General features: G+C 32.8%; 30 protein-coding genes and 1 pseudogene. 19 read left to right on the top strand and 12 right to left on the bottom strand.

From position 1 onward, the window contains the following. Positions 1–278: 278 nt before the first annotated feature. Complete coding sequence (locus FYJ81_RS08725; RefSeq protein ID WP_107384022.1) at positions 279–1,355, top strand: branched-chain amino acid aminotransferase; 1,077 nt, start codon at positions 279–281, stop codon at positions 1,353–1,355. A 136-nt stretch (positions 1,356–1,491) separates the two neighbouring features. On the opposite strand, the gene FYJ81_RS08720 is transcribed toward FYJ81_RS08725, so the two are convergent. Then, the gene (locus FYJ81_RS08720; protein ID WP_319016537.1) at positions 1,492–2,007 is read right to left on the bottom strand and encodes a cupin domain-containing protein; all 516 of its coding nucleotides are present in this window, start codon (positions 2,005–2,007) and stop codon (positions 1,492–1,494) included. Between the two features lie 165 nt (positions 2,008–2,172). Here FYJ81_RS08720 and FYJ81_RS08715 point away from each other — a divergent pair, with 165 nt between their 5' ends. Together FYJ81_RS08715 and FYJ81_RS08710 are read left to right on the top strand one after the other, a co-directional pair. Beyond that, complete coding sequence (locus FYJ81_RS08715) at positions 2,173–2,859, top strand: HAD family hydrolase (protein WP_154409567.1); 687 nt, start codon at positions 2,173–2,175, stop codon at positions 2,857–2,859. Positions 2,860–3,076: 217 nt separating this feature from the next. Further along, a complete protein-coding gene (locus FYJ81_RS08710; protein WP_107385815.1) occupies positions 3,077–3,466 on the top strand; it encodes a hypothetical protein in 390 nt (129 codons plus the stop codon). Positions 3,467–3,795: 329 nt separating this feature from the next. On the opposite strand, the gene FYJ81_RS08705 is transcribed toward FYJ81_RS08710, so the two are convergent. Together FYJ81_RS08705 and FYJ81_RS08700 are read right to left on the bottom strand one after the other, a co-directional pair. Next, positions 3,796–4,458, bottom strand: a complete 663-nt coding sequence (locus FYJ81_RS08705; protein ID WP_107384018.1) for a deoxynucleoside kinase — start codon at positions 4,456–4,458, stop codon at positions 3,796–3,798. Next, a complete protein-coding gene (locus tag FYJ81_RS08700; RefSeq protein WP_107385814.1) occupies positions 4,451–5,068 on the bottom strand; it encodes a deoxynucleoside kinase in 618 nt (205 codons plus the stop codon). Before FYJ81_RS08700 ends, FYJ81_RS08705 begins: the two co-directional genes overlap by 8 nt. Before the next feature lie 64 nt (positions 5,069–5,132). Here FYJ81_RS08700 and tadA point away from each other — a divergent pair, with 64 nt between their 5' ends. The 3 genes from tadA to FYJ81_RS08685 all read left to right on the top strand — a co-directional run bounded on the left by tadA (position 5,133) and on the right by FYJ81_RS08685 (position 7,180). After that, on the top strand, positions 5,133–5,642 hold the full coding sequence (gene tadA / locus FYJ81_RS08695; protein WP_154409566.1) for a tRNA adenosine(34) deaminase TadA: 510 nt from the start codon (positions 5,133–5,135) through the stop codon (positions 5,640–5,642). A gap of 80 nt (positions 5,643–5,722) precedes the next feature. Then, positions 5,723–6,595, top strand: a complete 873-nt coding sequence (locus FYJ81_RS08690; RefSeq protein ID WP_107384015.1) for a Cof-type HAD-IIB family hydrolase — start codon at positions 5,723–5,725, stop codon at positions 6,593–6,595. 18 nt (positions 6,596–6,613) lie between these two features. Beyond that, on the top strand, positions 6,614–7,180 hold the full coding sequence (locus tag FYJ81_RS08685; protein ID WP_103211207.1) for an NADPH-dependent FMN reductase: 567 nt from the start codon (positions 6,614–6,616) through the stop codon (positions 7,178–7,180). Positions 7,181–7,316: 136 nt separating this feature from the next. Here FYJ81_RS08685 and FYJ81_RS08680 read toward each other — a convergent pair whose 3' ends face one another. The 5 genes from FYJ81_RS08680 to FYJ81_RS08660 form a co-directional block, all read right to left on the bottom strand. Further along, positions 7,317–7,655 (bottom strand): transcriptional regulator, SarA/Rot family, encoded by a 339-nt coding sequence (locus FYJ81_RS08680; RefSeq protein ID WP_107385811.1) that lies wholly within the window; start codon positions 7,653–7,655, stop codon positions 7,317–7,319. A gap of 29 nt (positions 7,656–7,684) precedes the next feature. Beyond that, positions 7,685–8,398 carry a transcriptional regulator gene (locus FYJ81_RS08675; protein ID WP_133170539.1) on the bottom strand — a complete coding sequence of 238 codons (714 nt, stop codon included), beginning with the start codon at positions 8,396–8,398 and terminating at the stop codon, positions 7,685–7,687. Positions 8,399–8,883: 485 nt separating this feature from the next. After that, positions 8,884–9,762, bottom strand: a complete 879-nt coding sequence (gene folE2 / locus FYJ81_RS08670; RefSeq protein WP_107386566.1) for a GTP cyclohydrolase FolE2 — start codon at positions 9,760–9,762, stop codon at positions 8,884–8,886. 14 nt (positions 9,763–9,776) lie between these two features. Then, on the bottom strand, positions 9,777–10,442 hold the full coding sequence (gene bshB2, locus FYJ81_RS08665) for a bacillithiol biosynthesis deacetylase BshB2 (protein ID WP_019468220.1): 666 nt from the start codon (positions 10,440–10,442) through the stop codon (positions 9,777–9,779). Between the two features lie 12 nt (positions 10,443–10,454). Beyond that, positions 10,455–10,814, bottom strand: coding sequence for a YojF family protein (locus FYJ81_RS08660; protein ID WP_107386567.1), 360 nt, complete (start codon positions 10,812–10,814; stop codon positions 10,455–10,457). Positions 10,815–11,172: 358 nt separating this feature from the next. Here FYJ81_RS08660 and nagB point away from each other — a divergent pair, with 358 nt between their 5' ends. The 9 genes and pseudogenes from nagB (at position 11,173) to FYJ81_RS08615 (ending at position 19,279) form a co-directional block, all read left to right on the top strand. Further along, complete coding sequence (gene nagB / locus FYJ81_RS08655; RefSeq protein WP_154409565.1) at positions 11,173–11,901, top strand: glucosamine-6-phosphate deaminase; 729 nt, start codon at positions 11,173–11,175, stop codon at positions 11,899–11,901. Positions 11,902–12,016: 115 nt separating this feature from the next. Then, positions 12,017–12,649, top strand: coding sequence for a 3-hexulose-6-phosphate synthase (gene hxlA / locus FYJ81_RS08650; RefSeq protein WP_107386569.1), 633 nt, complete (start codon positions 12,017–12,019; stop codon positions 12,647–12,649). A gap of 1 nt (position 12,650) precedes the next feature. Next, positions 12,651–13,199 carry a 6-phospho-3-hexuloisomerase gene (hxlB, locus tag FYJ81_RS08645; protein ID WP_107386570.1) on the top strand — a complete coding sequence of 183 codons (549 nt, stop codon included), beginning with the start codon at positions 12,651–12,653 and terminating at the stop codon, positions 13,197–13,199. A 625-nt stretch (positions 13,200–13,824) separates the two neighbouring features. After that, positions 13,825–15,183, top strand: a complete 1,359-nt coding sequence (locus FYJ81_RS08640) for an AMP-binding protein (RefSeq protein WP_154409564.1) — start codon at positions 13,825–13,827, stop codon at positions 15,181–15,183. Then, positions 15,184–16,326 carry a thiolase family protein gene (locus FYJ81_RS08635; RefSeq protein WP_154409563.1) on the top strand — a complete coding sequence of 381 codons (1,143 nt, stop codon included), beginning with the start codon at positions 15,184–15,186 and terminating at the stop codon, positions 16,324–16,326. Then, entirely contained in the window at positions 16,298–16,660 is a 363-nt protein-coding gene (locus tag FYJ81_RS08630; protein ID WP_107504838.1) for a hypothetical protein, read from the top strand. Before FYJ81_RS08635 ends, FYJ81_RS08630 begins: the two co-directional genes overlap by 29 nt. Position 16,661: 1 nt before the next feature. Beyond that, positions 16,662–16,934, top strand: a complete 273-nt coding sequence (locus tag FYJ81_RS08625) for a hypothetical protein (protein WP_154409562.1) — start codon at positions 16,662–16,664, stop codon at positions 16,932–16,934. A 182-nt stretch (positions 16,935–17,116) separates the two neighbouring features. Next, a pseudogene (locus tag FYJ81_RS08620) lies at positions 17,117–18,528 on the top strand (MFS transporter). 310 nt (positions 18,529–18,838) lie between these two features. Further along, a complete protein-coding gene (locus FYJ81_RS08615; RefSeq protein ID WP_107505207.1) occupies positions 18,839–19,279 on the top strand; it encodes an ASCH domain-containing protein in 441 nt (146 codons plus the stop codon). Positions 19,280–19,526: 247 nt separating this feature from the next. On the opposite strand, the gene vraX is transcribed toward FYJ81_RS08615, so the two are convergent. Further along, entirely contained in the window at positions 19,527–19,697 is a 171-nt protein-coding gene (gene vraX, locus FYJ81_RS13010; protein WP_157947957.1) for a C1q-binding complement inhibitor VraX, read from the bottom strand. A gap of 279 nt (positions 19,698–19,976) precedes the next feature. Next, entirely contained in the window at positions 19,977–20,807 is an 831-nt protein-coding gene (gene thiD / locus FYJ81_RS08610; RefSeq protein ID WP_119537813.1) for a bifunctional hydroxymethylpyrimidine kinase/phosphomethylpyrimidine kinase, read from the bottom strand. Positions 20,808–21,062: 255 nt separating this feature from the next. On the opposite strand from thiD, the gene FYJ81_RS08605 reads away from it, so the two are divergent. From FYJ81_RS08605 to FYJ81_RS08590, 4 genes are all read left to right on the top strand, one after another. Beyond that, entirely contained in the window at positions 21,063–21,719 is a 657-nt protein-coding gene (locus FYJ81_RS08605) for a uracil-DNA glycosylase (RefSeq protein ID WP_107386430.1), read from the top strand. A gap of 5 nt (positions 21,720–21,724) precedes the next feature. Next, the gene (locus FYJ81_RS08600; protein WP_107386431.1) at positions 21,725–22,096 is read left to right on the top strand and encodes a DUF5327 family protein; all 372 of its coding nucleotides are present in this window, start codon (positions 21,725–21,727) and stop codon (positions 22,094–22,096) included. Positions 22,097–22,120: 24 nt separating this feature from the next. After that, positions 22,121–22,483, top strand: a complete 363-nt coding sequence (locus FYJ81_RS08595; RefSeq protein ID WP_046207271.1) for a DUF423 domain-containing protein — start codon at positions 22,121–22,123, stop codon at positions 22,481–22,483. Between the two features lie 63 nt (positions 22,484–22,546). Then, the gene (locus FYJ81_RS08590) at positions 22,547–24,037 is read left to right on the top strand and encodes an APC family permease (protein WP_107383636.1); all 1,491 of its coding nucleotides are present in this window, start codon (positions 22,547–22,549) and stop codon (positions 24,035–24,037) included. A gap of 202 nt (positions 24,038–24,239) precedes the next feature. Here the strand turns inward: FYJ81_RS08590 and FYJ81_RS08585 are convergent, their stop codons facing one another. After that, positions 24,240–24,692 carry a threonine/serine exporter family protein gene (locus FYJ81_RS08585; RefSeq protein ID WP_107383637.1) on the bottom strand — a complete coding sequence of 151 codons (453 nt, stop codon included), beginning with the start codon at positions 24,690–24,692 and terminating at the stop codon, positions 24,240–24,242. Positions 24,693–24,703: 11 nt separating this feature from the next. Continuing rightward, on the bottom strand, positions 24,704–25,471 hold the full coding sequence (locus tag FYJ81_RS08580; RefSeq protein ID WP_394862813.1) for a threonine/serine exporter family protein: 768 nt from the start codon (positions 25,469–25,471) through the stop codon (positions 24,704–24,706). Positions 25,472–25,645: the final 174 nt, after the last annotated feature.

The following is a 25,645-nucleotide window of genomic DNA, read 5'->3' as shown; positions in this document are numbered from 1 at the left end:
ATGATCAATGAAAACTTTAAGCTTAATTTCTAATAATAAATTTGGGTATATAAATGTGAATTTCTAAAGTATATCAGTAAATATGAATGTTTTTACTTTAATCAGAGCCACTTATGTACTATTTTTTTATATAATGATAAGCTTGATTTAATAAATTTAATTAGTCTAACATAAAGATAGTGTTATTTTTTAAATTTTTTGAAAATTATTGAACGAAACTATTCTGATTGGTATAATTTAATGTATTACCTATTAATAGAACATTGGAGGAAACAGTCATGTCAGAAAAAATTAAATTGATACAGCGTGAAAGCCTTAAAGAAAAACCGGATCCAAGTAATTTAGGATTTGGAGAATATTTCACAGATTATATGCTCAGTTTCGATTATGATATTGATCAAGGTTGGCATGATTTGAAAATTGTGCCTTATGGACCAATTGAACTTTCTCCAGCAGCCCAAGCATTACATTATGGACAAGCAGTATTTGAAGGATTGAAAGCCTACAAACATGATGGTGAGGTAGATTTATTCCGACCATCTGAAAATTTTAAACGTATTAACAATTCTTTGGCACGTCTGGATATGCCTAAAGTTGATGAAGATACCTTGTTAGAAGGTTTAAAACAATTAGTAGATATCGAACGTGATTGGGTGCCAGAGGGGGAAGGTCAATCATTATACATAAGACCCTATGTATTTGCTACTGAAGGCATTTTAGGCGTACGACCTTCATATTCATATAAATTATTAATCATTCTATCACCTTCAGGTTCATATTACGGTGGGGACTCTTTAAATCCTACAAAAATTTATGTGGAAGATGAATATGTGCGTGCTGTCCGTGGCGGTGTTGGTCATGCAAAAGTTGCTGGTAACTATGCAGCTAGCCTTTTAGCACAAACAAATGCATCAGCACAAGGCTATGATCAAGTATTATGGTTAGATGGTGTAGAGCAGAAATATGTTGAAGAAGTCGGCAGTATGAATATCTTCTTTGTAGAAAATGGCAAAGTGGTTACACCAGAATTAAATGGTAGTATTTTACCAGGTATTACACGAAAAACAGTCATTGAATTAGCGCAAAATCTAGGCTATGAGGTAGAAGAACGTCGCGTATCTATCGATGAGCTAATTGAAGCACACCATAATGGTGCATTAACTGAAGTATTCGGTACTGGAACAGCAGCGGTTATTTCACCAGTTGGTCAATTGAAATACGGCGATACTGAAATAGTTATCAATAATAATGAAACAGGAGAAGTAACTCAAAATTTATATGATAATTATGTTGGTATTCAAAGTGGTAAACTTGACGATCCGAACGGCTGGAGAGTAGTTGTACCAAGATATTAAGTTTTTTCAAAAATCGATAACAATAGTTATTACAATAAAAGGAGCAAGTCAGAAATCTAATTTAACAAAGATTTCAGCGTCTTGCTCCTTCTTTTTTGTTTGAAAACCATCAGCATTAAGGCAGCGATGTTTCAACTTATTGCCAATATTTATATAGTGGGCCATCCTTGCCATATATTGGATCTGTGTCAGGTAAACTTATGTTTTTGATGTTCTCTAAATTTTGTGGCCATTCATCAGGTTTCCCTGTACAAAAATCATAATCATTACCATTTGGGTAAGCACCAATTACTGCAAAATCATGATGACTATGAACAAGTTTATGGCCAAAACCAGCTGGTATGATAATGACATCACCCTGTTGTATATCTACATGAGGGCCAAGTTCACCGCCTAGTTGTACGGTGGCCTTTCCTGAAACAACAATAAGTACTTCATGTGTATTGCTGTGATAATGATGTGTTGGAAATATGCCACCACGCCAAGCATTTGACCAATTGTTCTTAGATAAAATATCTAGAGGGCTCTCTTTTTGCTTGATTACATTTTTATATAGCAGTAATGCATATCTGGAGTTATTGGGAATCGAATCATCGCTGTCGCAAGAAATGGTTTCTATTTGAATATTAGGATTAGGCGTCAATGTATTCACCTCTTTTGTGGTATTACTATACGTCATAACCTAAATTTTAGTTTTTTAAACGGTGTGCATAGTCAGTGTGTTAGTTGAGTTATTTGTTTTAAGAACGATTTTTATATTAAAATTAAGTAGTAAATTGAGTGATACATATTGTTTAACATAGGAGCTGTTGAAAACATGGAATGGATATTATTTGATAAAGACGGCACAATCATATATTTTGATCGCAGTTGGATGAAAATAGGGTTGCAACTCGTTGATGACTTTATGGAAACATATAAGGATTCGATTGCTGATATAGATGGAAGTTACGCGTATTTAGGTATCATAGATGGCGAAATTCAACCAGGTACGATCATGGCGTCAGGAGCATTAGATGAAATGATTGAGGCATTTTGTAAAATTGCAAATCAAGATGTAACAAATTGGGCTCAACAAAGAAGTCAAACACTTGTTGATAATAGGGTGCCAGAAAATGTTTTAGTTGAAGGCATCAGCGAAACACTAGATACGCTGAAACAAAGAGGTTACAAATTAGGTATTGTGACAAGTGATTCTAAAAAAGGGGTAGAGCAATTTTTGGAATACACACAATTCGACCATTACTTCGATATTGTAATTTCTACTGAAGCGGATGCCGTTGAAAAACCAAATCCTGAAGTGTTGAATCCGCTTTTTTATAGATATAATGTAGAACCTGAAAATGTAGCAATTATAGGGGATACTGCGAATGATATCCAAACTGGCATCAATGCTAAATTAGGGTTGAAAGTTGCAGTTTTAACTGGTGTTGGTTTAAAAGAATCTTTTGCTCAAGCGGATTATATTTTTGAAACTGCAAATAGTGTCGTCGATATATTATAATAATAGAAATGATGCACAAAATATGGGAGTGGGACAGAAATCTAATTATATTAAATAGATTTTGTCGTCCAACCCTAGCAAGGATGACTAGAATTGAAAAAAACTTGATTTAAAGCGCATTTTCAGTTCAGTCATCTACTGACAATATGAAATGAGGTTGGTACGAATCCATTATGTCTCAGCCTCTTTTTGTATAAAACGTATATGGGGTGATTGAATGATTGATGGAAGATATGCAACTTATCGTGGGGAAACATATAAAGTGGTAGAAATTGTAAGTAATGAGGTATTGTTAGTCACTGAAGATGAACGAGCTACAGAACATGGTTTTGAAGCACAAACATATCGCCACGCTGCGCATACGTTATATTATAAAAATGTAGCCAGAGACGATGTTGATGAACTTTATGAATTATATCAAGAAGCGAGATATAGTGGTGCTATTTTTGATTTATATCAAGACGTAGAGGGTCAATTGTATATTGGAACTGAAGATGAAGATAAAGCAAGTACATTTGATCTCGACCAAACAGATGAATATTATTATAGTAAATATGTTGATGAAGATGAGATAGAAAAGATTATATATCGTAAACATATTGAATAAAGTCCCACTTCCCAACTTGTTGGGTTAGTGGGACTTATGCATGAGCAACAGCTCAGGTAATCCTTAACCCCACTTCCCAACTTGTTGGGTTAGTGGGACTTATGCATGAGCGACAACTCAGGTAATCCTTGACTCCACTTCTCAATTTATTGAGTTAGTGGGGCTTATGCATGGGCTTTTAACTCAGGTGAATGAGTTATCTTGTTGAAGTGGGACAGAATGAATTTATTTAAAATGACTTCGTTGTCCGACCCTTTATTGTGCGCTACAAAATCTGTTTTATAGCGTACGTATTTTTGTTTTTTAAATACTTTCAAACAGTGAAAATATTATCGTTGATCTACATTGCGATAAGTTTCAATGATATGACGGATTTTATCAATGACAGGGTTTAAGGATTCTGGATCTGCATGTAAATCATATTCATTAATGTTCACCCTTACAACTGGACACGCATTGAATTCACTAATCCAGTCTTCATAACGTTTGAATAATTTTTGCCAATATTCTGGATCTGTTTCAATTTCCATTTGGCGACCACGTTGTTTGATACGATCAATCACTTCATCATAATCACATTCTAAATAAATAAGTACATCTGGTTTTGGGAAGTAAGGTGTCATGACCATAGCATTAAATAGTTCAGAATATGTGTTGAAATCTTCTGGACTCATTGTGCCTTGTTCTTCATGCATCTTAGCAAAAATATCAACATCTTCGTATATTGAGCGGTCTTGGATAAAACCACCACCGTATTCAAACATACGCTTTTGTTCTTTGAAACGCTCAGCTAAAAAATATATTTGCAAATGAAAGCTCCATCGTTCAAAATCATTATAAAACTTATCCAAATAAGGATTGTGATCTACATTTTCAAAAGAAGTTTTGAAATTTAATCTTTGTGCTAAAGCTTTCGTTAATGTTGATTTTCCAACGCCGACTGTACCAGCGATTGTTATCACAGCATCTTGAGGGATACCGTATTTATTCATCATCTTTTCCTCCAATCAATGGTTGCACTAAATTTAAAATATAATTATAATCATTTTCTTGCTTCATGAAATCTAAATCAGTCGTATCTATTCGAATCACACTTTCACCATCTGCTTTTAATGAACGATAATATGCATTATAATCACGTTTTAAATTAAGTAAGTAGTCGTCTTCTATCTGATGTTCGAAGCTACGATTGCGTAATGCGATGCGCTTTTTCAATATTTCTAAATCTGCATCTAGAAAGATAATCACATTTGGCATTTCCAAATCTTCAGTTAAAATATCGTAAATTCTAGAAAATTTATCGAATTCAGAAGGTGTTAAAGTATTATTTGCAAATATTTTATTTTTATAAATATGGTAATCACTTACGATGCCCGTATGAATTGCTTCAAGATCTTGAAATTGTTTGTAACGATTACATAAAAAGAACATTTCTGTTTGGAAACTCCATTTGGAAATGTCTTCATAAAAATCGGATAAAAAAGGATTTTCATTTACAATTTCTTTTTCTTCATAATAATTAAAAGTTTGACTAAGCTTATGTGCTAGTGAAGATTTACCGACACCAATCGGTCCTTCAACAGCAATAAATTGTTTTTTCATGTTTTTACCGCTCCAATGTTAAAATAGACAATAAATATTGTACCATATGTGAGGTGATAGACACATGTATACTGACCAATTTTATATGGAAATTGCGCTAGAAGAAGCACGAAAAGCTGGTGCTATTGGAGAAGTACCAATAGGCGCCATTGTCGTGAAAGATAATGAAGTCATTTCACGGGCGCACAATTTACGAGAATCCACCCAAGATCCTACTGCACACGCTGAACATATTGCGATTCAAAAGGCTGCCAAACAGCTTAATAGTTGGAGGTTAGCATCCTGCAAACTTTATGTTACTTTAGAGCCTTGTGTGATGTGTTCCGGCGCAATCGCCATGAGTCGTATTCCCGAAGTGATTTATGGGGCACAAGACTTAAAAGGTGGTTGTGCAGGTAGCTTGATGAATCTCTTGCAAGAATCGAGATTTAACCATCGCGCAAAAGTTACTACAGGCGTATTAGCAGAGGAATGTAGCCATTTATTGAAGACATTTTTTAAAGACATTAGACAAAAGAAGAAAATCATACGAACAGAGGATAATACAAATAGTGAAACTTTTGGTAAAATATGAATGTGTTACAAAATTATGGCGAATGATAAATGTGTCATTAAATAGGTGTTATTGAGATAAAGTAGAAACGAGGTAAGCCAATGATAAATTTAATTGCAACAGATATGGATGGTACGTTATTGAACGCTGCACATGAAATATCAGAAGACAATATCCAAGCTATCAAATATGCACAATCACAAGGCATCACAGTAGTAATTGCTACAGGACGTGCATTTTATGAGGCGAATGCACCAATCAACCAAACAGATTTAAAAGTGCCATATATTTGTTTGAACGGTGCAGAAGTAAGAGATGAATCATTTAATATTATGAGCACTTCAAATTTAAATAGAGAACTCATAAATCGAATTACAGAAGAATTAAATAAAGAAAATATTTTCTATCAAGTGTATACGAACTTAGGCATCTATACTGAAAATCCATTACGGGACTTAGAGATTTATATTGATATTGCGCAACGTGCTGGACAAGAAGCAGATGTGGAAAAAATAAAAAGTGGTATTCAAAAACGTATTGATAACGGTACGTTAAAAGTAGTTGATAATTATGACAAAATTCAAGATACACCTGGTGAAATTGTAATGAAAATATTAGCTTTTGATAGTGATTTAGAAAAAATTGATCGAGTTAGTGAAACATTAGCAAAATCAGAAAGTTTGGCAGTTTCTTCTTCATCACGCGGAAATATAGAAATTACGCATTCAGATGCACAAAAAGGTATTGCTTTAAACACGATTGCAGAGCGCCTAAATATTGATATGAAAAATGTTATGGCAATCGGTGATAATATGAATGATGTTTCAATGTTGGAACGCGTTGGCTATTCAGTCGCTATGGAAAATGCGGCACCAGAAGTTAAAGCAATCGCAAAATATGAAACAGATTCTAATGAACAAAGCGGTGTGGGTAAAGCGATAATGAAACTACTTAGAGAAAATAACAAATCATAGCATGAGGTGAAAGTGTAGATGAAAGGATTAATCATAATAGGGAGTGCTAAAATGGGCTCGCATACAAATGCCTTAGCCCATTATTTAAAAGGTCATTTTGAAGACCAATATTTTGAGGTAGAAATCTTTGATTTAGCAGAACATCCAATTCATCAATTGGATGTTTCTGGCGTATCTTCGCCAAGTGAAGTATATAAAAATAATTTAACATTATTACAAACTAAAGCGCGAAATGCAGATTTCTTTGTATTAGGAACACCAAACTACCATGGTTCATATTCCGGTATTTTAAAAAATGCATTAGATCATTTAACGATGGATGATTTTAAAATGAAACCAGTGGGGTTAATCGGCAACAGTGGTGGTATTGTAAGTTCTGAACCATTGTCTCATTTACGTTTGATTGTACGTTCATTACTCGGTATCGCAGTACCAACGCAGATTGCGACACATGATACAGATTATAATAAATTGGATGATGGTACTTATTATTTGGATAATGAGGAGTTTCAATTACGTTCGAGATTATTTGTAGATCAAATTATTTCGTTTGTAAAAAATAGTCCGTATGAACATTTGAAATAATGTGAAGTTATTTTTGATTAAAAGATTACAATAGAAGTTGTATCTTACGATGTACATAATCTAAAGGTTTTTGGAGCGCATATAAAATCAAACGTTAATTTGATTTTATATGCGCTCTTATGTTGTTGGTAATGAATTAAGCACTACTGTGAAGTATTGAATCAACAATTAAATGATACTGTTCAATCAGCTGTTTAATTTCTGCTAACTTGATATCATGCAAATAAATACATCTTTCATCAGTTTGATCTCGAGACTTTTTTAAAAGATTAAGTTCGATAAAATGATTGATTTGTGATGAAACAGGTGAATTTTGGACTTGTAATAACTTTTTCAATTCAATAGCATTTATTTTATTTTTATTGAGATAGAGTAATTTATCCAAAATGATTACTTCGGAAATAGTAAGATTCAAGTTTTGTTTCACCACTTTATTAATCAATCCTCTTTTTTCTTCATAAATAATAGTATTCATGTTGTCACCACACTTTTAATATTTTACTTTTATGCGTTAGATTGAAATTGTTGATAAAAATCGAATTTTAAATGTTGAATTTCTGACCGACTTTTTGTATGGGGGTGAATATCGGAAGGATGGCAACCAATAACATTGTTGAAAAGATAGCAATATTCATTTTGAGTACGAAAACCGTAACGTTGTTGTACGATATTTAAATGATCACCGTTAAGCAAATCACATACGGAAGCATGAATTTTAGATGACGTAATATATTGAGATAATTTACAGTTCATCAATGTTGAAAATTCTCTTGATAGAAAGCTATTATTTACAAAAAAATAATTAGCGATTTGTTTGCAAGTTATTTTAGTAGTTAAATGTGTGTTTACATATTGAACCACATCTTTAATTAAAGCTGTTTTATAACTGCATTGTATTTCGGAACTTTGCGAGTTATGATACTCAGAATATTGAATATTTTTAATCAAATGCTTAATGGCTTCGTTTAAGTTACTTATAGATTGATGTTGAATCGCATCAACTATATCTAAAAATTGGACGCGTCTCTCTTTTTTAATCGATATATGTTCAATAGCGTCAAAATTTAGTTTCTGAAAGTATTGATAATAGTAAAAATTATTTAGTGAAAGACAAATTAAACTACCGTTAAAAGAGATTTGTGTAATGGATTCATAGTCATGGACATGAAATACGTCACCTACTTTAAAATGGTGGAAAGTAGTGTTTTTCAAAACCATAAATTCTCCTTGTGTTATTAAAAAAACATGCAGAAAATGTGGTCTGCTTAATTGACTTATAGGGACATGCTTCGCATGATATGTTTTTAAAGTATAATCCATTTTATTGATTTCACCACTTACATCAAAATAAAAATTAATTATAAACTACTACTGTCATTATTTTAATATGAAAATTGTATATAGAACATTAATAAAATTTAACAGTTAATATACATTATTTTATAATTAGTTGCAGATGGGGATATTTAGTGGTGGTATTTTTAAATGAACCATTAAAATTTTACTATTACAAATTTAAGTAATGAATTTGGAGAAAAATAACATTATTTAGTAACTATAGAAAGTTTAATTGTTGGGAAAATTTTTTGAAAATAAAACAAAGTTAGAATCAAAAATAATAGGCTGCTAAACTTCTATTATCATTTAGAAATTCAGTAGCCTAATTTTTGATGACTTGCTATATTGATTTGTAGCTATGCGTGCTATTTTCTATATTTTATTTTTGCAAAAGCATCATGTTGGTGAATAGATTCTTCGTTTCTGCATTCAATATCAAAGCCTTCAATCCAATCAAAATCAACTAAATCTGCTGCGATAAGGCGAATCAAATCTTCAACAAACCTCGGATTTTCATAAGCGCGTTCCGTGACACTTTTTTCATCTGGTCGTTTTAATATAGGATAAAGTATAGAACTTGCATTGGCTTCCATTGCATCTAAGATTTTTTCTTTGTAATCGTCTGTTAAAATAGCTTCGTTGTTCAAAATAGCTTTAACTGTAATGATACCGCGCTGGTTATGTGCCGAATACTCACTAATTTCCTTTGAACAAGGGCACAATGTTGTAACTGCAGCTTGTAGTGTAATTTCTTTGCGTGTAATACTTTCTTTGTCTATCGCCATACCGTATGTCACATCTGCATGACCTACTGCTTTAATATTCGTGATCGGACTGTGACGGTCAAAGAACCATTTAGCTGAAACATCAACACCAGCAGCATTTTGTTCCATGCGCTCTTGTAAGCTACGCAAAAGTCGATATAAAGAATCAAAATCTAATTCAATGCCATTATCGTAGTGTTTTTCAACACTTTCTAGAATGCGGCTCATGTTTATACCTTTTTCATCTTGATTAAGGCTAGTTGAAAAACTGAAGTTTCCAGCTGTTTGGAAACGATCTACTAATACAGGGTATACAAGATTTTTAATGCCTACTTCTTCAATTTCAAATAAGTAGTTTTTATTCGTGCTTTGCAAATCTGTCATTTCTTCTTTAACGGTTGGTTTTGTACCTTCGATTGGATCAACTGAACCAAAATGCTTCCATCGACCTTCTCGAGTTGATAAATCAAATTCTGTCATGATATTGCCTCCACTTAAGATTCAAAGTTATAAGTCCAATAAGGTTCAACTTCTAAAAAGCTTTGCGCTTCTCCAGAAACATCAGGTGTAGCAAGTTGTTTCAAGAATGGTCCCGTTTGAGATGCGTGTGCTTCAAAAGCGCGAAGTTTTACCTCTTTATAATCACTGATCTCATTTAGAATGTCAGGTTCACCTAATTTTTCAGGCGCGTCATTGCTAAATGCAACAAGTTGTAGACGGGGTCTTTCTGATGGTTTCATGCGTCCCACAGTTCTCACAACTGCTTCTGCTGTAGCTTCATGGTCTGGGTGTACTGCAAATTGAGGATAGAACGATATGATGACGGATGGGTTTAATTCATCAATTAATGATTGCACCATCTCATCCATTTCGTCGTGAGGTTCAAATTCTACAGTTTTATCACGCAATCCCATTTTGCGCAAATCAGTTATACCAATGGCTGCCATCGCAGCTTCTAATTCTTTTTCACGAATGTCCGGCAAAGATTCACGAGTGGCAAATGGTGGATTGCCTAAATTACGTCCCATTTGACCTAATGTTAAACAAGCGTATGTGACTGGTACACCATTATCTATATAACGCGCCAATGTACCTGCAGATGAGAATGATTCATCATCTGGATGTGGAAATATAACTAATACATGGCTTTCCTCTGTCATGATTTATCCTCCTTATGCTTTAAATGATTGAGTGCTTATTTCTAAAGCAGCTGCTAATTGACCTTCATAATTAAAACCAGCTAATAGAAACTCACCATGTTCATTTATTTCGTAGTGTGTTAAACCTTGAACATAGACCCAACCGCCATCTTTGAGTTTCAAACCTACGCGATATGGATCTTTATTGCCACCTTTAAGCTGTGCATGCTCAAAAGTGACTTGAATATTTCTTAAAAAAGTGCCCGCGTTAAATACACGTTGATCAAAATGTGCAGCATATGCACCATTCGTTGTCTCTACATGTAAATACACGGGTTTATCTTCATATGAAGAAAGTAATGTTTGTACTTTTTCATCTATTATTGGTTCCAAACTTTTGCCTCCTTGATTCCAAAACCCTATACTTTTATGAAATAAATTGTACTATACAAGTGTTAATAAAAATAATTAGTCTAATCTTTAGTGTAAACTGACTTTGAAACATTTTCTACCTGAAAAGTGAATTTCAACTTAGATTTATACATAAAATTTGATTATCTATTTATTTTACTAAAAACAGCGATGAAAATGTATTAGTCTGCTCATTACACCTTTAGTCATTTTATATAATATTTGCAATTTATTAAATATCTATTTTCTGTAAAAAATATCAAAAGAACGTATAATAGAAGTATCATCAAATTTTGTTTATAACAAATAACAAATTCAACATATTGGGGAGGGCAATAATATGAAAGTTACAAATTTAGGTTCTAGTGAATATGCTTCATTTTATGTTGCATGTGAATTGTTTAAACAAATGAGTCAACAACCACATAGTAAGTTAGGGCTAGCTACTGGTGGGACAATGGTCGAAGTTTATGAATTTCTAGTTAGTTTACTGCAAAAGAATCAACTAGATGTATCTGAAATAGAAACATTTAACTTGGATGAATATGTCGGCTTATCAGCGACACATGAACAAAGTTATCATCGATATATGAATGATATTCTATTTAATCGTTATCCACATTTCACGAAATCTTTAATACACATTCCAGATGGAGCTGCAGATGACTTAATGGCAGAAACGAAAAGATACGAAGATTTAATCAATCAAAAAGGGCCACTGGATATACAAATATTAGGTATAGGTGAAAATGGTCATATCGGCTTTAATGAGCCAGGTACTGATATGAATAGCAAAACTCAAGTTGTAGATTTAACAGCTAGTACAATCAATGCCAATAGTCGTTATTTTGACAATGAAAGTGAAGTACCTAAACAAGCTGTGTCTATGGGTTTGGCTTCAATTTTAAAAGCGAAAAGAATCATTTTGTTAGCATTTGGAGAGAAAAAGAGAGCGGCAATTGAACAATTAGCTAAGCATGAAGTAAATAAACAAGTGCCAGCTACGATATTGCTCGCACATCCAGATGTCGAAATTTACGTTGATGACGCTGCAGCACCACGCTTATAATCTCTCAGTTTAAATCATCATTGTAAGGGTAAATAGTTTATGCGTAAGTTTTTAAATAAAGTAAGTTAGGTCATGATTTCCATGCCTATCATTAAATCAAGAAGGGATGATCATTTTGGAATTACAACTAGCAATTGATTTATTAAATAAAGAGGAAGCGGCAGAACTTGCAAATAAAGTTAAAGACTATGTTGATATTGTAGAGATTGGTACACCTATTGTGATAAATGAAGGTTTACCGGCTGTACAACATTTAGATAATAATATAGATGGTGTGAAAGTACTTGCAGATTTAAAAATTATGGATGCAGCAGATTATGAAGTAAGCCAAGCTGTTAAATTTGGTGCAGATGTAGTAACAATTTTAGGTGTCGCAGAAGATGCTTCTATTAAAGCTGCAGTAGACGAAGCACATAAAAATAATAAAGAATTACTTGTAGATATGATTGCAGTACAAGACTTACAAAAACGTGCTAAAGAATTAGACGAATTAGGTGCAGATTATATCGCTGTTCATACTGGTTATGATTTACAAGCAGAAGGTGAATCTCCATTAGAAAGTTTAAGACAAGTTAAATCAGTAATTAACCAATCTAAAGTTGCTGTAATTGGTGGTATTAAACCAGATACAATTAAAGAAGTCGTAGCTGAGGAACCTGATTTAGTTGTAGTTGGCGGTGGTATTGCTAACGCGGATGATCCAGTTGAAGCAGCAAAACAATGTAGAGACGCGATTGAAGGTAGATAAGATGAGTGAAATTACAAATTATCGTTTGATTTTAGACGAGTTAGATCATACGTTATCTCATGTTAAAGATAGTGAAACACAAGCTTTTTTATCACAAGTGACTAAAGCAAATCATGTTTTTGTAGCGGGTAAAGGACGTTCTGGATTTGTAGCAAATAGTTTTGCTATGCGTTTAAATCAACTTGGAAAATTTGCTTATGTTGTTGGTGAATCAACAACACCTTCAATTACTGAAGATGATTTATTTATTGTCATTTCAGGTTCAGGTTCAACGGAACATTTGAGATTATTAGTTGAAAAAGCAAAATCTGTCGATGCAGAAGTCGTGTTATTATCAACGAATCCGAATTCGGCAATTGGTGCATTGGCTAATACGGTTATAGAACTTCCTGCAGGTACAAAATATGATGCAGAAGGATCCGCACAACCTTTAGGTAGTTTGTTTGAACAAGCAGCGCAAGTCTTTTTAGATAGTCTAGTATTAGATTTAATGAACGAACTTAAAGTCGATGAAGAAACGATGCAAAGTAATCATGCTAATTTAGAATAGTGTATTACAATAAAATATATTGTCGTTGAGTATGTTATATGTTAAAAAATGCATCTCATTCTCATAAAAAGAGAGCTAATTCCAAATGGATTAGCTCTCTTTTTTACGGTTGAAATTTTGCGATTTTAGCCGTGCATGTTTATCAGGGCGTATGATTTACAAAATTCGAGTTGTTGTTGCTCACTTGTAAATTTCTGACTATTGTAAGAAATTTATGTCCGTTTGTCGAATAGATGATAAGTTTTAATGGAATGAAGTAGTGGTTTAAGTGGAATAAATACTGCTGGATTCTTATGAAAAGTGAATTTATACTAAAATTTTGTATCAATAGTGATGAAATTTAAAGTTTATCAATGTAAATACTAACGATATTATTAATCAAAATAAAAATATTCAGTATACAAATTTGTTTAATAATAAATATATTAAATCATATTAAAAATGGGACGATTTACCACGAATCGCTCATTTTTTTGTTTTTTTAGGAATTGGAATTCAAAATTGCTCAATTTAAGTTAAAAACATGGGATGTTTATGGTATTAGAAACCAAATGTTTTCATTACATTATTTTATACTTTAAATGTTAATATATTTTGTATAAAAGTTAACAAAGGGGGCTGGAATTTGAAAATTTTAGAAGAAATAGAAAATCACGCAAAACAACAACCGCATCTAGTTGCTTTGAGCTTTGATAAACAAGATTTAACTTATAGTGAATTAATCAAAGAATTGAACATTAAAAGCGGCTTGTTTTCTAATATACCTAAACATAGTTTTGTAGGAGTGGTAACACGACATCCACAAAAGACAATGATTTTATATTTAGCATTGTTAAAAAATGAATGTGTACCGTGTATTTTCGATGATAGATGGTCGAGCGCGCAAACCTTTAATTTAGTCGAAAAATATGGTGTTCAATATCTAATAGAAGAAGATGATTTAAGTATACATAATGTGGTCAAAAAGGATAAATTCAAGAACGATGGGGATTTGCTGCATATCGCTTTTACATCTGGAACAACAGGGTTACCTAAAGCATATTATAGAGGTGCATTATCTTGGATTAAGTCTTTTTCAAAAAATGATCAATTATTTGACAGGACCATAAATACAATCGTTGCTCCAGGTCCGATGTCACATTCTTTGTCATTATATGCATGCATTTATGCTTTGTATACAGGTAGAACATTTATAGGACAGCAATATTTTGAAGCAAAGCGGTTAATGCAAACAATCCAACACCATAAAGTAAACATAGCGTGCTTTATGGTGCCAACAATGATACAAGCATGCGTTTCAACTCGAATTTTAATAGAAGGAAAGCATTATATTTTAAGTACTGGAGATAAACTTGCCTTACACGTTCGTCAACGTATTCAACAATGTTTTCCCGAAAGTGATTTGATTGAATTCTTCGGGACGTCAGAGGCTAGCTTTATTAGTTATAACTTCAATAATAGTGCGCCACCAGAATCTGTTGGTAAATTGTTTCACAACGTGCACGTAAATATTGAACAGTCAGACGAATCAGGGATAGGTTTATTAAAAATACGAAGTGATATGTCATTTAGTGGTTATGTCGATGAAGATATCTGCAAGGATAGGTGGATTGAAACAGGGGATTTTGCTTCATGTGATGCGCAGGGACATTTATTTTTACATGGTAGAAAACATGACCGCATGATTATTGGTGGACGTAATGTTTATCCTTTCGAAATTGAACAGAATGCAAAATATATTGATTTATTCAATGAAGTAGTCGTTATCAGTAAAAAACATTCTAGATTTGGAGAAATTGCCATATTACTTTATACAAGTGATCGTATAGTTAGTTATAACTATTTTAGAACGATAATGAAACATCATGTAGCGCGTTATCAAATACCATCGAAATTAGTTAAAGTAAAACATATGATCTATACCTCGAGTGGAAAAATTGCGCGAGAACGTATGAAGCAATGCTATTTAAAAGGAGAATTATAAATGAATGAAGCGGTAATTGTAGCAGCAAAACGAACTGCATTTGGTAAATATGGTGGGAAATTACGCCATTTAGAACCTGAATTATTATTACAACCATTATTCAATTATTTTAAACATAACTATGCAGCAATAGTTAGTAATATAGATGACGTAATTTTAGGTAATGTTGTAGGAAATGGTGGTAATATTGCACGTAAAGCACTTTTAGAAGCTGGATTTAATCAACAAGTGCCAGGTGTGACGATTGATCGTCAATGTGGCTCAGGGTTAGAAGCTGTAAACCAAGCTTGTCGCATGATACAAGCAGGTGCTGGATCAATATATATCGCGGGTGGTGTGGAAAGTACAAGTAGAGCACCATGGAAAATTAAACGACCGCAATCTGTATATGATACGCATTTACCAGAATTTTATGAAAGAGCTTCGTTTGCACCTGATGACCAAGATCCATCTATGATACAAGCAGCTGAAAATGTTGCTGAAAGATATGGTATATCAAGATTTGACCAAGATGAATTCGCATGGCACAGCCATCAAAAAACGCTTGATGCTTATCAACATCATAATATTACCCAAGAAATAACGCCATTGACGATTAAGGGAGAAATATTTGAACAAGATGAAAGTATTAAAACTAAATTAACGCAACAAACGTTAGGGCGATTAAAGCCATTATTACCAAATGGAAGCATCACTGCTGGCAATTGTTGTATGAAAAATGATGGTGCTGTATTACTACTTGTCATGGAAAAATCAGTTGCTCAAGCATATGGCATACAAAGTGGATTATCATTCATTGATCAAGTAACCGTAGGTGTAGATCCTAATATACTTGGCATTGGTCCTGTGCCTGCTATTGAAAAGGTATTAGCAAAACAGCAACTGTCTTTAAATGATGTCGATGCTGTAGAGTTAAATGAAGCATTTGCATCTCAAGTTTTAGCAAGTCAACAAGCATTAAACATACCAGCAGAGAAATTAAATATTTACGGTGGCGCTATAGCTATTGGACACCCTTATGGTGCAAGTGGTGCTGCACTTGTTACAAGGTTGTTTTATATGGAGCATAAGTATAGAACAATCGCAACCATGGGTATTGGAGGAGGTATGGGCAATGCCACATTATTTGAAAGATGGACATGAACAACAAGAAATGGTATTCCATAAAAAAGATGTAGAAGCTTATAATCAATTGTTTGAACAATCGAATAGTACTGATGTTTCTCCGCTTTATTGTGCGAGTCTATGGCCTGAATTTGAATTGTTCAAACCTTTTATTTCTAGTAATTTACTATTAAAGTCAACAGAAATTGAACAATATCATCCATTAAAAATTGATGTTATATATCAAGTACAATTGACATTGATTGAACAGAAAAAAATTCGTCAATTTATTAAATATAGCTTTGAAATGAAAATAAATAAAAATAGGACTAATTGTATATATATTATGCAAACGTTTTTAGAGAAGGTGTAAAATGATACAGATATTACCCAACGATGTAGAGCAATATTTGCGTCTTGTCAAAGATGAAAATCCTTTGCATCGTCAGATTGTACCGGGACAAATGATTGTGCAACTTGCATTGATATACAATGAATTGAATTGGAAAAGTTATAAAATTAATTATGTTGAACCAGTTGATATATATGAATTTCTTCAATTTGATCTTGAAAGTAAACATAAATTAGTTGTGAAAAATAATCACAATAAAGTTAAAGTTACTATTTTGAAAAAAATAGGTTGGTAATCAATGAAAATTGTCCGTAATTAGATAATGAATTTAAAAGAAAAATGAGTTTCTTCATATTTAAAATTAAATACATTTTTTGTATAAAAATTAAAAAACGAAAATTAAAAAATTTGAATCAGTTTGACATACACTCCGAACTCAGTATAATAAGTAAACATGTTAAGGGAGTGACTTAAATCGTGGATTATGAACAAGATTTTGATAAACGTAATATCAATAAGGTGAACCCTAGGACTGCGAAAAAAACTGTATTTGCAACCGGTATTGGTAATGCAATGGAATGGTTCGACTTTGGGCTTTATTCTTATTTAGCAGTTATATTAGGGCAAAACTTTTTAGTTCGGTAGAAAATGACCAGCTGAAAACGATATTTACATTTGCAACATTTGCAATTGCATTTTTATTAAGACCAGTAGGTGGCATTATTTTTGGTATTATTGGTGATAAATTTGGAAGGAAAGTCGTTTTAACGACAACCATTATCATGATGGCATTTTCTACTTTGTTAATTGGTTTATTACCTACATACGATCAAATAGGTGTATGGGCGCCAATTTTACTATTATTAGGTAGAGTACTTCAAGGTTTTTCAACCGGTGGAGAGTATGCAGGCGCGATGGTTTATGTTGCTGAATCCTCACCAGATAAATCTAGAAATGGTCTAAGTTCAGGTTTGGAAATTGGTACATTATCAGGTTATATCGCTGCATCAGTAATCAGCGGCTTACTATTTTTCTTTTTAAATGAGGAACAAATGGCTACATGGGGATGGAGAATACCATTTATTTTGGGTCTATTCTTAGGCATATTTGGTTTTTATTTAAGAAGAAAATTAGAGGAATCACCAGTGTTTGAAAATGAAATAGCTACACAACCAAAACGAGATAACATCGGCTTTTTCACAATTGTTCGATATTATTACAAAGATATTATTGTATGTTTTGTAGCTGTAGCATTCTTTAATTGTACGAATTATATGGTGACTTCATATATGCCATCTTATTTACAACAAATAATTAAATTAGATAGCGCAACGGTTTCTGTACTTATAACGATTGTCATGGCAGTAATGATTCCATTGGCATTAATGTTTGGTAGAGTTGCAGATCGTATCGGAGAGAAAAAAGTCTTTTTAATAGGGCTTTGTGGTACAGCTATCTTTAGTACAGTGGCATTTGCGTTATTCCAATCAGGCTCGTTGGTTTTAATAGTTGTGGGTATATTTACGTTAGGATTTTTCTTATCTACTTATGAAGCGACGATGCCAGGTTCGTTACCAACGATGTTTTATACACATATCCGTTATAGAACATTAGCAGTAACATTCAATGTGTCAGTATCATTATTTGGTGGCACAACACCGTTAATTGCATCTACATTAGTTGCTAAAACAGGAGATCCACTTTCACCGGCTTATTACTTAGCAGCAATGAGTGTCATAGGAATTATTGTTATTTCATTGTTACATGTAAGTACAGCAGGTAAATCACTGAAAGGTTCATATCCAAATGTTCAAAGTGATGAAGAATATGAATATTATACAAAAAATCCTGATAAAGCTTTATGGTGGGCAGACGACAAACGCGTATAAACGGTATGGCATACAAATCACTATCAAAATAAAATGTATGAATACTTATCAATACTAATATTTAACAAAAGTAATTTAAAAACTAGGTTATTCATTCCCTATAAAATTGGGAAATGGGTGCCTAGTTTTTTCGTGAATTTTATTATTATAATAAGTAATTATATATGATTTACAATAGTGTTGATATTTTCATTTTCGTTAATAATCTCGTTTTTTTTAGAAGAATAACACGCGAAAGCAAGAAGTCATACAATTTATTTATGTTATGTTTAAGAAGAAAAAACAAAATACATAGTTTGGAGGAAGAACGATGACAGTAGAACAATATTGGGAAAAATTTGTACAATTGTGCCCATCTTATAAGAGTAAAACATATGAAGCATGGTCGTTTGGTGTAGATGAGGATGAATTAGCAGATCTAGTGAAACAAGGTGAAAAAACGGCTACGACAAGTGGTTATGAAACTTATCAAGTAGATCGTGAACCACTACCTCAAGTGGGAGATGTGAGCGTGATTTTAAATAAAAAAGGGGAGCCACAATGTGTGATAGAAACAACACGCGTCTATCAAACACCGTTTAATGCGGTCACTGAACATCACGCTTATTTAGAAGGTGAAGGCGATAAGTCACTCGCTTACTGGCGTAAAGCACATATTGATTTCTTTGAACCTTATTATACATCTCTAGGATTGGCATTTAACGAATCGATTATTGTAGTGTGTGAAGAATTTAAAGTTTTATATAAATAAGTAAAGTGGTACATAAGTTAGGGGTGCTTCGAGTGTGCTCTCCAAGCAAACAAAGGGGACAATCTTTGCCTAACTATGTACCACTTAGGGTGAGTGTTTATAAGGGATGTGTTACACCATGTATATATAATGGGACAGTTACATATACATGGAACATATTTCTAAAGGGGAATTCTTTGTTCTGTTTCTTCTAATTTTAGTCTTGGAACTTACGTTTCTGTTTTTTCATCGATGTATTGAAGTGTGGCTAATAACTTAGATTTAAGTTATCGACATCACTTTCAAGTAGAGAGAGTAACGTATATAATTCATTCTTGCTGAAATTTTCATCGCATTTAACAGAAATCGTTTTGAATGTCTTGGTGATAATTTCATAGATTGGGTTACCATTCTCAAAAGATTGTTCGTAGATAATCATGATGTCATACCTCCTTGTCTCTCTACACTTATTATAATAATAGATATGCTAGAAAATAACATGGGCCTGTAGTATCAAATTTGAATCAGACTAATGTCTGATATATTTTGAGTTTGAAAAATTTGAAGTTATTAATTAAATATGGAGATGTTTTATTTGCTCAAAATAGACGCATAAGGTTTGAGTTAAGGATTGTTAATCAATACAATATTATATAATAAAAAAGAAATCTGAAGCATTATTCGTTATGAATATGTTTCAGATTTCTTTTTTTATGATTTATACTTCAGTTACTTCAACATCTATATGTTCAATACGATTGTAAGCACCGTGATCTACAGGACCAACGAAGTCGTTCATTTTCCAGCCATTTTTAATTGCAGATGCAACAAATGCTTTGGCAGCAATTACGGCTTCTTTTGGAGATTTACCATTTGCTAAATATGCAGTCGTTGCTGCAGCAAATGTACAACCAGCACCGTGATTATAACTTTGCTGGAACATGTCAGTAGTTAATTGGTAGAAGTTATTTCCATCATAGTATAAGTCATAAGATTTATCTTGATCTAATGCTTTACCGCCTTTAATAATAACGTGCTTAGCACCTTGTTGGTGAATAATTTCAGCTGCTTTTTTCATATCGTCTATTGATTTTAAAGTGCCGAGGTTTGCAAGTTGACCAGCTTCAAATAAATTTGGTGTTACGACTGTAGCTTTTGGTAACAAATATTCAATCATTGCATCAGTATTGCCAGGATTTAAAACTTCGTTTTCTCCTTTACATACCATTACTGGATCAACCACAAAGTAATTTGCACCTGATTCTACATATGCTTCGCCGGCACGTTTAATAATTTCTTGTGTCCCTAGCATGCCTGTTTTCACTGCATCTGGACCGATTGATATTGCTGTTTCTAATTGTTTTTCAAATACATCGAATGGAATTGGTGTAACATCATGAGACCAAGATGCTTTATCCATTGTTACAATAGATGTTAATGCAACAATGCCGTATGTTCCTAACTCTTGGAATGTTTTTAAGTCTGCCTGCATGCCTGCACCAGCACTTGTATCTGAACCGGCAATGGTTAATGTTTTTTTCAATGCCATGAATTTTCACTCCTATATATTCTTTTGTATATATCATACCACGTTTGTCGACTATTCTAAATAATGACGTTTACAATGTAATAAGGTTACAATAATGAATAAATCATTATATCGTTTTGATTCTATTACTGATACATATTAAAATGAAATTAAATATATTCATTATAATTGTGTTTATGATTAAGCTAACACTACTAAATCTCTCAAGCGAGAAAGTAGCGCTTTATGTTACTATATTAATCGAGGTGAACGTGTATGGAATGGTCTGATGTTTTTCATAAAATAACTACGGAGCATGATTTTACTGAAATGCATAATTTTTTAGAAAATGAATATACAACAAAGGTAATCTATCCAGATAGGGAAAACATTTATCAAGCTTTTGATTTAACACCTTTTGAAAAAGTGAAAGTTGTCATCTTGGGACAAGATCCTTATCATGGACCAAATCAAGCACATGGTTTAGCATTTTCTGTGCAACCGAATGCTAAGTTTCCGCCTTCATTAAGAAATATGTATAAAGAACTTGAAGACGATATCGGTTGTGTAAGAAAATCACCACATTTACAAGATTGGGCAAGAGAAGGTGTTTTATTGTTAAATACTGTTTTGACAGTACGACAAGGAGAAGCTCATTCTCACAGAGATATAGGGTGGGAAACTTTTACTGATGAAGTGATTAAAACAGTTTCCGAAAATTTGAGTAATGTTGTATTTATTTTGTGGGGTAAACCCGCACAACAAAAAATGAAACTGATTGACACATCTAAACATCACGTTATTAAATCACCACATCCAAGTCCATTATCTGCATATCGCGGGTTCTTTGGTTCAAAACCGTATTCCTTAACAAATGCATATTTACAAAAAAATGGTATTGAACCTATAAATTGGTGTGAAAGTGGGTTATAAAATAAATGGAAAAAGAGAAAATTATTCAACTTATTGAACAAGAATTAGTTCAAGCAGATGAAGCTAAGAATGATGCAGAGTTTGAAAAGCATATTTATGCCATTCATACACTAACGTCATTAGTAAATAGTTCAAATGATAAACAGCATTTTAAAGATAATACGTATTCAGTGTCTACCTCATTCAAATCATCACAAAATGTAAAACACACTACAGCTAGTGAGAAACAAGGTATCTCTCCTGAAGAAATTCAAGCAATGGGAGGGAAAATACCTGCTTCTTCGGCAAAATATACAAATACTAATACTTCGCTAAATTCTAATAAATTAGTAACAGACGATGAAATTGGTAATGGAGATTCGATTTTTGATTTTTAATTTAAGAAAGAGAGGTTTATTTTTATGAAATTATTTATTATTCTCGGTGCTTTAAATGCTTTAATGGCTGTAGGTACTGGCGCATTTGGCGCACATGGTCTGGAAGGTAAGTTATCGGATAAATATTTATCTGTATGGGAAAAAGCAACCACTTATCAAATGTATCACGGGCTTGGGTTACTATTAATTGGAATTATAAGTGGTACAACGTCAATTAATGTGAATTGGGCAGGATGGCTTTTATTCTTAGGCATTGTATTTTTCAGTGGTTCGCTTTATATCTTAGCATTAACACAAATTCGTATACTTGGTGCAATTACACCAATCGGAGGTATTTTATTTATTATAGGTTGGTTAATGTTAGTGATTGGTACGATTAAATTATAATTTTATAATTGTTATAGAATTCATCTTATGGGTATAATACATCTCATGAGGTGAATTTTATTTATGGGAAAAAATGATAGGAAAGTAGATAGAGGAGATTTAAAACAAAACTTATCTGAGAAATTTGTTTGGGCAATTGCCTATGGTTCGTGTATCGGTTGGGGCGCATTTATTTTACCAGGTGATTGGATTGGTCAATCTGGACCTATTCCAGCAGCTATTGGTATTGTAATTGGCGCATTGTTAATGATTTTAATTGCGGTAAGCTACGGCGCGCTTGTTGAACGGTTCCCAGTTTCTGGTGGGGCTTTCGCGTTTAGCTTTTTAGGTTTTGGCAGATACGTAAGTTTTTTCTCATCTTGGTTTTTAACTTTTGGTTATATATGTGTAGTGGCTTTAAACGCAACTGCATTTAGTTTATTAATTAAATTTTTATTACCTGATGTTTTAGAAACAGGTAAACTATATACCATCGCAGGATGGGATGTTTATATTACTGAAATATTAATTGCATCATTGTTATTGATTGTATTTATGTTTATAGCTATTAAAGGTACGAGTGTTTCAGGCTCGCTACAATTTTATTTCTGTGTGGCAATGGTCATTACAATCTTATTGCTATTTTTCGGTTCGTTCTTTGGTAGTAATTTCTCATTAGAAAATTTACAACCATTAGCGAACAAAGAAAAAGGTTGGCTTACATCAATTGTAATGATAGTTGCAGTAGCACCGTGGGCTTATGTAGGTTTTGACAACATTCCACAAACTGCAGAAGAATTTGATTTTGCTCCAAATAAAACGTTTAAACTTATTGTATATAGTTTATTAGCAGCAGCATTTACGTATGTGCTAATGATTTTGTATACAGGTTGGCTAAGTAGTTCAGAGACTGATTTAAACGGTCAATTATGGTTAACAGGTGCTGTTACAAGTGGTGCATTTGGCTATATAGGTTTGGCAATTTTAGCGATTGCTATTATCATGGGCATATTTACTGGTTTAAACGGATTTTTAATGAGTTCAAGTCGTCTATTGTTCTCAATGGGACGCTCAGGTATTATGCCTTCAGTATTTAGTAAATTGCACAATAAATATAAAACACCGTATGTAGCAATCATATTCCTTGTAGCTATCACATTGATTGCACCTTGGTTAGGTCGTACGGCATTGACATGGATTGTTGATATGTCATCTACGGGTGTTTCGATAGCATACTTTATTACATGTTTATCAGCAGCTCGTTTATTTAGTTATGACAAAACAAGTAACACATACGGTCCGGTATATAAAACATTTGCGATTATAGGTACAATAGTATCGTTTGTTTTCTTATTACTATTATTAATTCCTGCTTCACCAGCTGGATTATCAACGCCATCATATATTGCATTGTTTGGTTGGTTAATTATAGGATTAGTCTTTTTCGTAATTCGTTATCCTAAATTAAAACAAATGGATAATGATAAATTAAGTAAATTGATATTAAATCGTTCGGAAGATGAAGTCGTGAACCTTATTAATGAAAATAAAGTGCCGAACGAAACGCATAAATAGATGACAGTCGTTAATTATTTATGAGATAAACATATAAATAATTAGATATGGAATTCTTACAATATTTTGAGTATGAAAAAACTCCTATCAATAGCAACGGATTTTAACTGCATATTGATAGGAGTTTTTAAAATAAAATTATCATGTCTTATACAAAAAATCTGAGGTCTTTAATGAGCCTCAGATTTTTTATGTTCAATTATTAAATGTGCTTTTTGCTAAATTTTGTACCGGAAACGATGAGTTTAGATATTTGATCAGCAAATAATAAACCTAAAGCGATTGCGCCTGCAATTAGCGTTACTTCTAGCATCGTGTTAATCGCTTTACTAAAGTCTAACAAAATAAGATTTTTCGTAGCGTCAAAGGCTAAACCTCCAGGTACCAAAGGTATAATACCTGGCACCATAAATAGAATAACTGGTTCTTTTTTAAAGCGAGCCATTATATGACTAAGTAAACCCAATGCTAAACTTCCAAAGAAGCTTGAATAAATGGTGTGAAGTTGGAAACCATCATAAAATAATGTATAGACCATCCAACCACACGCACCAACAATTCCAACAGCATTATATAAATATTTTGGAACATCAAATATAATACCGAAGAATAGTGAAGCGGTATAACTAAATATTAAATTTAAAATCCAAAACATAAGCATTGCTCCTAAGAAATAATAAGTATTGTACCGACACCTGCCCCGATGCCAAAGGCAGTTACTAATGCTTCTAATGATTTAGTTGTAAACATTAACATGTGGCCACTGAATAAATCTTGAATAGCATTCGTGATTAAAACACCTGGTACAATTGGCATCACTGCTGAAATAATAATTGTGGAAATAGAACCACCCTGTATAAGCGTATTGCCCAATACTGCCACTGCACCAATAACGAGTGCACCCATAAATTCAGGAATGAATTTAGTGTGTAAATTTCTATTTAAAAGTTCTACAACGAGGTAACCTAAAGCGCCTGCAACGAGTGCAGTGAATACATCAACTAAGTAACCACCTTGTAAATATAGAAAACTGATAGAGATAATCGCAGCGGCAATAAATTTAAAAAATAGATCGTGATTAATGCTTTGTTCATGATATATTTTTTGTAATTCTTGATATGCATCTTCAACTGAGAGCGTGCCATCGGAAAGTTGTCTAGAAACACGGTTGGTTCTTGATATACGATGTAGATTGGTGTCTCTTGTTCTTATTCTATAAATTCTTGGATAAGATTCATTATGTAACATAAAATTAATGACTGTATTCGTAACAAAACTATTACTTTCTGTATAACCTAATGTGAAAGCAATACGAGTCATTGTATCTTCTACACGAGACCCTTCTGCCCCAGATTCAAGTAAAATTCTGCCAGCTAGAATTATGACATCTTTTGCTATTTTTTCTTCATAATTTTCTGAGTATTGAACATTTATTGTCATCTAATCACCAATTATATTTTATTTAACTAAACCATTCGTAACTGTATTTTCATGGGATATATTTAGTAAGTTAATATTTTTTATTGTAACATTTTATTCGAATAATATGTTGGGTAAAAAAAAGGATATTGTATTTTAAAAAATTGAGTTTTATACAACTTTAGTAAT

The organism is Staphylococcus sp. McC-251-APC-3A2, assembly GCF_009695665.1.
Taxonomy (GTDB): domain Bacteria; phylum Bacillota; class Bacilli; order Staphylococcales; family Staphylococcaceae; genus Staphylococcus; species Staphylococcus cohnii.
Note: the sequence above shows the minus strand (reverse complement) of the source record. Positions and strands in the feature narration are given on the sequence as shown.